Annotated in this window: 1 protein-coding gene; it reads right to left on the reverse strand. The window is 56.4% G+C overall.

Annotated features, from left to right (window positions below; all coding sequences use genetic code 11):
- Positions 1–597: PCRF domain-containing protein (locus ACTHUM_RS17730; protein WP_440403652.1), on the reverse strand; the 597-nt coding region annotated here is incomplete at both ends.

Here is a 597-nt window from a genome sequence, read left to right on the forward strand (position 1 = left end):
GGTGATACGGACGGCGGAGTCGGTTTTGTTGATGTGCTGACCGCCGGCGCCGGATGCGCGGAAGGTGTCGATCCGCAGATCGGCCGGGTTCAGTTCAATGTCTTCCAGCTCGTCCGCTTCGGGCATGACGGCAACGGTACAGGCGGAGGTGTGGATACGGCCTTGGCTTTCGGTGGCAGGGACGCGTTGCACGCGGTGGCCACCGGATTCAAATTTTAGACGGCTGTATGCGCCCAAGCCGATAATGCGGGCGATGACTTCTTTATAGCCGCCCAATTCGCTTTCGTTGGCGGAAACAATTTCAACCTGCCAGCGGTTGCGCTCGGCGTAGCGGCTGTACATACGCAGCAAATCGCCTGCAAACAGCGCGGCTTCGTCGCCGCCGGTACCGGCGCGCACTTCGATAAAGATGTTTTTATCGTCGTCGGCATCTTTTGGCAGTAGCAGTTTTTGCAGTTCGGTATCGAGTTCGTCGATTTTGGCTTTTGCGGCTTCGATTTCTTCGGCGGCAAAGTCTTTCATTTCAGGGTCAGACAGCATTTCTTCGGCATCTGCCAAGTCGCTTTGCGCCAGTTGGTAGTTTTGGAAGACTTCGAC

The organism is Neisseria sp. P0021.S006 (assembly GCF_051956895.1).